Source organism: Gelidibacter sp. (assembly GCF_039916245.1).
Classification (GTDB): domain Bacteria; phylum Bacteroidota; class Bacteroidia; order Flavobacteriales; family Flavobacteriaceae; genus Gelidibacter.
Genome location: NZ_JBDSLS010000288.1, coordinates 1 through 9026 on the forward strand (window position 1 = coordinate 1; position 9026 = coordinate 9026).

General features: G+C 35.3%; 10 protein-coding genes. 7 read left to right on the forward strand and 3 right to left on the reverse strand.

Annotation, left to right across the window (positions count from 1 at the left end):
- Positions 1 to 433: 433 nt before the first annotated feature.
- From ABIQ28_RS14655 to ABIQ28_RS14685, 7 genes are all read left to right on the forward strand, one after another.
- On the forward strand, positions 434 to 2311 hold the full coding sequence (locus ABIQ28_RS14655; protein WP_348038605.1) for a PAS domain S-box protein: 1878 nt from the start codon (positions 434 to 436) through the stop codon (positions 2309 to 2311).
- Positions 2311 to 3366, forward strand: coding sequence for a response regulator (locus ABIQ28_RS14660; RefSeq protein WP_348038607.1), 1056 nt, complete (start codon positions 2311 to 2313; stop codon positions 3364 to 3366). Before ABIQ28_RS14655 ends, ABIQ28_RS14660 begins: the two co-directional genes overlap by 1 nt.
- A gap of 386 nt (positions 3367 to 3752) precedes the next feature.
- On the forward strand, positions 3753 to 4604 hold the full coding sequence (locus tag ABIQ28_RS14665) for a universal stress protein (RefSeq protein ID WP_348038609.1): 852 nt from the start codon (positions 3753 to 3755) through the stop codon (positions 4602 to 4604).
- Positions 4605 to 4947: 343 nt separating this feature from the next.
- The gene (locus ABIQ28_RS14670) at positions 4948 to 5799 is read left to right on the forward strand and encodes a universal stress protein (protein WP_348038611.1); all 852 of its coding nucleotides are present in this window, start codon (positions 4948 to 4950) and stop codon (positions 5797 to 5799) included.
- Positions 5800 to 5819: 20 nt separating this feature from the next.
- Positions 5820 to 5960, forward strand: a complete 141-nt coding sequence (locus ABIQ28_RS14675; protein WP_348038612.1) for a universal stress protein — start codon at positions 5820 to 5822, stop codon at positions 5958 to 5960.
- On the forward strand, positions 5961 to 6200 hold the full coding sequence (locus tag ABIQ28_RS14680) for a hypothetical protein (RefSeq protein ID WP_348038613.1): 240 nt from the start codon (positions 5961 to 5963) through the stop codon (positions 6198 to 6200).
- Between the two features lie 116 nt (positions 6201 to 6316).
- Complete coding sequence (locus tag ABIQ28_RS14685) at positions 6317 to 7315, forward strand: hypothetical protein (RefSeq protein WP_348038615.1); 999 nt, start codon at positions 6317 to 6319, stop codon at positions 7313 to 7315.
- Positions 7316 to 7415: 100 nt separating this feature from the next.
- On the opposite strand, the gene ABIQ28_RS14690 is transcribed toward ABIQ28_RS14685, so the two are convergent.
- From ABIQ28_RS14690 to ABIQ28_RS14700, 3 genes are all read right to left on the reverse strand, one after another.
- Positions 7416 to 8006 (reverse strand): hypothetical protein, encoded by a 591-nt coding sequence (locus ABIQ28_RS14690; RefSeq protein WP_348038617.1) that lies wholly within the window; start codon positions 8004 to 8006, stop codon positions 7416 to 7418.
- Positions 8007 to 8244: 238 nt separating this feature from the next.
- Positions 8245 to 8595: a ribose-5-phosphate isomerase gene (locus tag ABIQ28_RS14695; RefSeq protein ID WP_348038619.1), complete on the reverse strand. Its 351-nt coding sequence runs from the start codon at positions 8593 to 8595 to the stop codon at positions 8245 to 8247.
- A gap of 196 nt (positions 8596 to 8791) precedes the next feature.
- The coding region (locus tag ABIQ28_RS14700; protein ID WP_348038621.1) for a hypothetical protein at positions 8792 to 9026 on the reverse strand (235 nt) is incomplete at its 5' end.

The window sequence follows — 9026 nt, forward strand, 5'->3', positions numbered from 1 at the left end:
TATTTATTGAGCCAATAAAAAACAATTTCTATTTGACTTGCAGCGTCAGTTCCAAAAGCATCTTCAACGGCCTCAATGTCCAGTCAATGTTTCTTACAAACTCATTGAGTTTGTTTCTGCCGCATTCACTTCAAAGTCTATGGCAGCAATGGCATAAAATAACTTGTCGGTATTTTGATAAAATGTTAAGTTCATGTTTTTTTATTTGTTCTCATGTTCGAAATCAATTGAGCACTGAAATTAACCTATTTAGAGTGCTTATTTGTGACATATATCTTATTGTCAGTTGTTTACATTGTGATTTTTTCCTTGCTCATGATATGTTATCCTTACTTCCAGATTGTTAAATAATAACATATTAGAAGATGAGTTTTTCTAATTTCTTAAATAGTAACTATCTTCACGCTTCTAAAAAATCAACTTAGTGCAGCCTATGTTTAAAAACCGAGAGGATATTTTACAAGTACTTTCAGATGCCGTTTCTGAAGGTGTTGTGGTGGTAGATAAGGATCAAAAAATTGTGTCTACAAATGCGTCAGCAGATACAATGTTTGGATATGAAACCAATGAGCTTATCGGGCAGTCCTTAAATGTTTTAATACCAAACAACTACCATCCCAAGCATTCTGATCATTTCACGTCATTTTTCAATCATACTGAAAAACGAAAGATGGGCCGCGGACGTTACCTTTATGGCTTAAATAAGAACAACAAGGAATTTCCTGTTGAGGTAGGGCTGAATCCATTTAAGTTATATGGCGAAACTTATGTCATGGCGCTTGTTACCGATATTACATTTCGCAAGGATATTGAAGAAAATCTTAATATAAAGAGTGAAGCTTTACAGGCGGCGGGAAATGGGATTATAATTTCTGATGCCTTACAAAAAGACAACCCGATTATCTATTTTAATCCTGCTTTTCAGGAATTGACGGGCTATTCATCAGAAGAGATTTTAGGAAAGAATTGTCGATTTTTACAATCGGATGATACAGATCAAGATGGCATCACTAAATTACGAAAAGCTGTAAAAAAGGGGAAGAGCTGCCAAGTAACCTTGCGCAACTATAAAAAGAATGGCACTTTATTTTGGAATGAACTTTATATCAATCCCATTAAAAATCGAGAGGGTTTGATAACTCATTATATTGGCATCCAAAATGATATAACCAAACGCAAGAATGCAGAGGAAGAGCGAAATTACCTTACCAAAATATTTGATAATTCGCTTAATGAGATATATGTTTTTGATTTCAAGACCTTAAAATTCATCAATGTCAATTATGGCGCTCAAAAAAACTTAGGTTATTCGATAGAAGAGCTCAGGAATATGACGGCCTTAGATATTAAGCCGAACTTTTCCCTTAAAAAATTCTATAGGATAAGTGCTCCTTTAAGAAGTCACATTGAGAATAAAGTGGAGTTTGAAGCGATTCATACACGAAAGGATGGCACTACCTATCCCGTTTATGTCAGTTTAGAAATGTCGATGTTAGGGGAGCGCAAGGTGTATATTGCCATTATTTTAGATATTACGGAGCAAAAAAACTACACTCAAAAGTTAGAAAAAACGGTGGACTTGAGGACCAAGCAGCTTAAAACGGCACTTGAAAATGAAAAGGAGCTTAATGATTTGAAAACTAAGTTTTTATCCTTGGTTTCCCATGAATTTAAAACACCGTTGAGCGGAATTTTAACATCCTCAATTCTCCTGAGCAAGTACATTCGTGGTGATCAGCAAGAAAACCGTGACAAGCATATTAAGATCATTTCCGATAAGGTTCATTATTTAAACTCCATTTTGAACGATTTTCTATCCATTGAGAAACTCGAAACCGGAAAAGTAAACTATAAATTCACTTCTTTTCGATTGAGTAAAGTGCTTAATGAAGTAGTTTATAATGCGAATATGTTGTTGAAAGAAGGTCAGCATGTTATATATCCGGATAATATTGAAGATCTCGTCTTGGTTCAGGATGAAAGAACTATTGAATTGGCCTTGACAAATTTGGTTCATAATGCCATTAAATATTCCCCAGAACATTCCGATGTCACTATAAAAATCGCACAAAACCTGAAGGATACAGTTTTTGAAATATCAGATTCTGGTATTGGGATTCCTGAAATGGATCAAAAAAATATTTTCAATCGTTATTTCAGGGCAGAAAATGCATTGACGACTCCGGGTACGGGGATCGGACTCAACATTGTAAAATCACATATCGAGAACCTGGGCGGTTCTATCCATTTTAGAAGTAAATTCCAAGAAGGTTCAACATTTATATTAAGCGTTCCAAACATAGCACACTAATGAAAAAAGTACTATTGATAGAAGATGATGCGGTATTAAGAGGAAATACGGCCGAATTATTAGAAATTTTAGATTACGAGGTCATCGTTGCCGCCAATGGAAAATTAGGCTTGGAAAAAGCAAGACATGAACATCCTGATGTTATTGTTTGTGATATTATGATGCCGGAACTAGACGGTTATGATGTATTGGAAGCACTTTCAAATAATGAACAAACAAAGCTTATACCTTTTATATTTTTGTCTGCAAAGACTGAACGCCAGGACGTTCGAAAAGGAATGAATTTGGGTGCAGACGATTATATTACGAAGCCCTTTAGTGAAGATGAACTTGTAAGTGCCATTGAAAGTCGATTGGCCAAGGCGTCTATTTTAAAGGAGTTTAAGGAAAACATGGAATCTCAAACAGTTGAAAAAAGCGCTGGGGAAATCAAGACGCTTAACGACTTACGTGTTTATTTTGAAACCCATGGCACCTCTTATAATTATCAGCAGGGCGATGTTATTTATAACGAAGGTCAAAATTCGAATTATATATATTTAATACATGAAGGGGTTGTAAAATGTCATCGTTTTGATGAACAGGGCAAAGAACTGACTACCGCGTTATATAAGGATGCTGACATGTTTGGATACACCTCCTTTATGCAAAACGTTCCTTATCAAGAAACTTCAACTGCTATCAGGGATGTGGTCCTTTTAGGGATTTCAAAAGAACAATTAAAACTAATTCTTGACGCCAATCAACATGTTACTTTAGAACTTATGCAATTGCTTACCGACGATCTTCAGGGTGTTAAGGATCAATTATTGCAAATGGCTTATAGTTCGGTCAAGAAGAAAACTGCAAGTACGATTCTGAAATTCGCTGAAAAACTGAACAACAAACCAGAAAATTCTATTAAAATTTCGCGTGGAGACTTGGCCAGTGTCGCTGGTATTGCGACTGAAACGCTGATTAGGTGCCTTTCTGATTTTAAGAAAGAAGGTATTATTGAGATTGATGGGCGCAACATAAGAATTATAGACCTTCATAAACTTCAGGATGTATATTAGTGAGACCCCCATTTCAATTTTTGGCGATGGCGAAAAATTGAAATGTGCTGGTCGAACTAACCCCACGTTTTAGCGGGGTCTCATCTTTAAAATAACATTCATCGTCGAAGTTGAAATGCGATGGTAAAACCAATTCTGTTTTTTGCGAAATCTATGTTTTAACAGTGTTGTTGATTTCTTTGCAAATAACCTCTATTTGCGCATTCATAAGTTTAAGGTTTTATTCGGATAACCAACTGTATGTCTTCTGTTTGGAGGTGTTTTGTTCTAAAATATATTTATTAATTTTACTGGGATTCTTAAATAAAGTCAAACATGACTAATATCATTTCATTAATAAATTCATCACTATAACTTTGATTTGATTATAATAATGACGAATTGCCATGAAAAATATATTATTACCAACTGACTTTTCAGAGAATTCTTGGAATGCTATCGCTTATGCACTTAAGTTTTTCGAGAAAACATCTTGCACTTTTTACTTGCTGCACGTCAGTGTTTTAAGTTATATCGCTGCAAGTGATTCGCCATATATTACTGACAAGGATTTTGTTGAAAACACGTTTACAAAGCCGGCGAAAAAGCAATTAAAATCACTTTTGAAACGTATTGCCACAGAATTCCCTGAGTCTAAAAACCACCATTTTTTCACACTTACTGACTGTAATTTTTTCGTGGAATCTGTTCGAAGCCATGTATTAGAGAAAAAAATAGACATGATTGTTATGGGAACAAAGGGTGCTAGCGGCTTGAAAAAAGTGATTGTTGGCAGTAATGCAGCAGATGTCATAAAAAAGGTGAAATGTCCTACATTGGTCGTTCCCGAAGATGCTCAGTTTGTTGATTTGGATGAGATTGCTTTTCCAATAGATTATTTATTGACCTATGGTGTGCGTCTATTAAAGCCACTTCATAATATTTTAGACGTGCATAAGTCTAGTTTGCAGGTGGTTCATATTACTAACAAAGCCGCAGAGTTGAGTATCGAGCAACAGGATAACAAGGATTTGTTGAACGAGTATTTCAGTAAATTTAGAATCAAATTTTATAATCTTTCCAATAAAAATGTTGAAGATGCCATTGAATGTTTTGTACAGAGTCGAAATGTGAAAATGATGGCCATGGTTGCAAAAAACATCAATTACTTTCAGCGAATTTTATTTCATAACAAGATTGAAGAGATTACTTATCACACCCGCATTCCGTTTTTGGTAATGCACGATAAGATGCATTAGGTGTGGTGTACTAGGCATTAAGTACAAAGTATTAAGTACAAAGTATTAGAAATTAAGTACAAGTATCTAGTAATATTTGGCAATCGTAGGGTTTTAAATAATGCAATTAGAATAAATTACAACGTGTTCTGATGCTTTTTAATTTCATAATGAATCCAGATTTCACCATTTGTCGTCTATTGCGTTATCCAAATTTTGGTTTTAAAGCGATAAATATTTCTGAAAACATCGATTCTTTGCCCATAATATTCAATGATTAACTATTCAGAGCATTGAAATGATATTTAACATGGTTTTATACGATTTAAATCTTTAAATTTATTATCTAATAAAATACTGTACTATGGTTTCTATTCTTTTTCCAACAGATTTTTCTGAAAACTCAATGAATGCCATTCGGTATGCTTTGGAGTTTTTTAAGTATGAAAACGCTCAGTTTTACTTTATGCACGTTTATCAAAAGGAATTCTATGATCATGAGGATTTAGTGTCGCGTGAGGTATATGACGAGGTTTTGGAACGTGTTAAAAACGAGTCGGAAGCCAAATTGGAAAACCTGTTGAAAACGGTTAAGGAAATTTCGCCAAACCCAAGATTCCAATACCATAGCATTTCGGCCTACAATTCCTTGGTTGAGGAAGCCAGTCGCATTGTGAATGAGAAAGATATTGATTTGATCGTTATGGGCACGAAAGGCAAATCGGATGATCGAAAAATTGTCTTTGGAAGCCAAACCTTTCAGGTTTTAAAATATGTTCAATGTCCTGTTTTGGCCATTCCAGCCAATTATACCAATACTCAGCCAAAGCGTATTTTGTTTCCTACCGATTATCTCATTCCTTATAAACGCAGAGAGTTGAAGCTGGTATGTGATTTGGCTGGATCCTACAGAAGTGTGGTTGATGTGGTCTATGTTTCAAAAAGCGATAAATTATCCATGCGTCAAGAGGATAATCAGAAGTTTATAAAAGATACCATTTGTAAGACCGAATTAAATTTCTATACCATAAATGAAAAGGATGTCGCCAAAGCCATAAGAAATTACATAAAAGAGCACCAAGTGGATATGTTGGTCATGGTAAATTCCCAATATTCGTTTTTGGAAAATGTTTTATTTCCGTCAACCATAGACAAAGTCAGTTTGGATTTGAAGATTCCACTTTTGGCGATGCAAAATTCGACGCGTTCTATATAAATAGAATTAGCCTAAAGATCATGAAAAATATCTTACTGCCCACTGATTTTTCTAATAACTCATGGAACGCCCTTAGGTATGCGATCAAGCTTTTTGAAAATGACCATTGTACTTTTCATTTGTTCACTGCTTATACCCCGGTGGTTTATGATTTGACCTAGGTGCTATTGGCCAGTGCTGCACAATTTGGTCTGCGTGATCCTATTAGAGATGTTTCAAGAGAACATTTAAATGAGCTGGAAACGCGGATTTTAGACGAATTCGGCAGGGAGAGTGATATGGTGGCCTTCATCAATAGAAAGCATAAGTTTTTTGCAGGTATCCTTAATCAGCCATTGGTTAAAGGAATTGCTTATAATTCGAAAGTGCCAGTTTTGGTCATGCATGATGTGAAGGATTAGTTTTGAAGAGCAAGGACTTGAATTGTAAAGTGAGAGCGATTTGTTTTTATAATTAAATAGGATCTGTTTTAATCAATAAGATGTCTTTACCATATGACATAATTATCATTTAAGCAATGAAGAAAAGAGTTATAGAAGCCATAAAGAATTTTGATAGCGATGCCCTCGATGCACTACTCGACAACGAAAAGTCTTATATGGAAGTTTCAAAATCGCTCTTTATTAGTACCTTAAAAAGCACCTTTGAATCTGTGAAAGAGGACGGATGCCAAGCTTTTGATGATGTTTTTTTCGGTATATGTGGAAGCTGCAATAAGGGATGTGAAGGCATGACTTTTTTATCAAACAGTGGACATTATTTGGATATTTTTATCGAAAGTAAAGATGATTATTCTGTGGATGATATCTATGTATGCAATGATTTATCCAATCTTACTGGTCTCGAAAAGCTACATGATCTAAGCTTTGATTTCGACGAAGATGAGAAAGTGCTCTTCACGCCAAATAATGAATATCTTTTAATCAAGGAACAGTATGAACTATTGCTATCTGAATTGCGCAATTTAGAGGATGGCATTACATTGGATGAGTTTGTCGCGTGGTACGATGGATTTATTTACCTGAGAGATTTTATAAACGACTTAGATCCGTTTTCAAATTTCCCCTTTAAACTCTTCAATTTAATTTATGTTTCACTTTGGAAACTTGACAATATTGTAGAAATCAAGACAAAATCCGAACATGTCCTAGAAGCGCTCATCGATTTTGAGGTAGCTAAAACTGAACGAGATCAACTGATCTGGTTTTTCGAAAACGAAGAAGATCAATTTATAAGTACTTTTGATATGGATGTTGAAGGCTTGGACAGCAATTCTCATATCGCTTTTCGCTTGGATGAAATAAACCTTATCATTGATATTTCTGGTTACGAATATGTCTTGGATTATTTTTTAAAGCTGGAAAATTTTCATGACCATATGATGGAAAAATATGAGCCACTTCCCCAACATTATCAGAAATCCGAAACCGGAGAAATAATACCGTTATTGCATAACTATTTACGTCTCCACAATAAGTATTTGGATCTTTTGGAAAGATATCGACCGGACATTTAGATCTGTTTAAGAATTACAATTTAGCGACCATTTCCATAAGGTTAGCTATATATAATACCCAGCTTAACGTCGGTAAGTTTATCTAAAAGTCTGCAAATCACTAATTCTGAGCTGGAGGAGTAATCATAATATGCGAACGGTGGGTATTTGCATCCATCAACCATGGCATCCCTGGTGCTTGAGGTTTTGTAGGTAATCCGGTTTCGAGAGAGGTCATATAAGGTTTGTAAAACACATAGCGAATTCTACTGTTTTTTAGCTCGCCGGTTCCCATATCATAATCCTCTTTTTTAGCCGTAACAACATATAAAGCCGCTGGTGTTTTAGGCATTTCCAAGGTTCCTGCATCGATTTCAGTTTTGCGAATATCACGCTTTTCGGCTTCGGTTTTTCCTTCGGCAACCAGTTCACGACCTCGGCTCATATAAGGTTCTAATTTGTCACTATAACAGGAAACGCTAATTCCATTTCGTTCTGGATCATTGGCTAAACAAATCATTTCGTTGGTGCCTTCGCGCAACGTTATAAGTTCGCCTTTTTGATTGTAGCCCAAAATTTTGGCGCCATCTTGATACATTTCAGGACAGGCATAGAGCGCTGTTTTGATCTGACTTTCTGCCGATGGAATTTGAGATTGGCCAATAGCTGATGAAAAACAAATGAGCGCTGATAATAGAAACAGATTTTTCATAATGAAGGGTTTTTAAATGGACGGATTAAGTTACGAAAGTTATTGGGAATGAGGGATGTGTTTGAAATTGTTTTTTTTTTTTAGTCTCAGAATAAGTTAAAACCACGCTAGAATGTTCGTCGGGCTGGTTTGGAACTTTTGTTCATAGAATTGTCTAGTATTGATGTCGTGCAAAAACACTTCTAAAATAAAAGTAAGATTCCTAATTTTTTGTGTATCCCAACAAGACCTTCAAAATTCAATTAAACCAAACCGCATACCCTTCGCGACGTAGTTCCAATGAAATTTGTTCTTCGGCCTTTAAGGCTTCAGCTCTGTTTAAAAAAGGATCAATATGCGTGTAGAGACTTGGCCGTAAATACAATCCGTATTTCTCAACGATATTGGCGGAGAGTTTATGTCCCTTTTTATTGATATAGCCCGTTTTATGCTGAAGGAAACGTTCTTGTGGGGTTTTACTGGTCATGCCAACATAAACACATTGCAGGACACCATTAAACTGAGGATTTGCATTCCTGAATTTTGTGTTTTCGGTAAAAACCCGTTTTGAAAGTTCAATCACATAAATGGTATAAAACGTTTTTGCCATTTGTCTAATTTAGTGTTATTGGGATGAAATCAAAACATTATTCATTCTATACTATTCTTGATTATGACGTTAATGGTGTTTTTTGGCGCCATTGTTGGTGTTTTTCACCAACAATTCTATCTTTCAAAGAATGATTCGTCCCAAAGCACTTCTTAATAGTCAAATATCTATCTAAAATAAAACAGTGCTTTATCGCTTACTTCGGCATAACCAATTCCAATGTATGCTTATATTTTTCAGGATAAAGTGCTTTTTTGCTCTTCAATTCTTGAGATAAAACTGTCATCATCATCTTGAGTTGTTCAGGATTGGTATCCGATAGATCAAGAGCTTCAAATGGATCTTCTTTTAGGTTGAAAAGTTCATAGCGCGGCTCACTTTCTGGTTGATAGTGATAAACGATTTTCCAGTCTGATTTAACCAAGCTTGTA

Excerpts from the sequence above, each read along its gene's own strand:
- ABIQ28_RS14655 (WP_348038605.1), top strand. The coding sequence starts at position 434 with ATGTTTAAAAACCGAGAGGATATTTTACAAGTACTTTCAGATGCCGTT.
- ABIQ28_RS14660 (WP_348038607.1), top strand. The coding sequence starts at position 2,311 with ATGAAAAAAGTACTATTGATAGAAGATGATGCGGTATTAAGAGGAAAT.
- ABIQ28_RS14665 (WP_348038609.1), top strand. The coding sequence starts at position 3,753 with ATGAAAAATATATTATTACCAACTGACTTTTCAGAGAATTCTTGGAAT.
- ABIQ28_RS14670 (WP_348038611.1), top strand. The coding sequence starts at position 4,948 with ATGGTTTCTATTCTTTTTCCAACAGATTTTTCTGAAAACTCAATGAAT.
- ABIQ28_RS14675 (WP_348038612.1), top strand. The coding sequence starts at position 5,820 with ATGAAAAATATCTTACTGCCCACTGATTTTTCTAATAACTCATGGAAC.
- ABIQ28_RS14685 (WP_348038615.1), top strand. The coding sequence starts at position 6,317 with ATGAAGAAAAGAGTTATAGAAGCCATAAAGAATTTTGATAGCGATGCC.
- ABIQ28_RS14690 (WP_348038617.1), bottom strand. The coding sequence starts at position 8,006 with ATGAAAAATCTGTTTCTATTATCAGCGCTCATTTGTTTTTCATCAGCT.
- ABIQ28_RS14695 (WP_348038619.1), bottom strand. The coding sequence starts at position 8,595 with ATGGCAAAAACGTTTTATACCATTTATGTGATTGAACTTTCAAAACGG.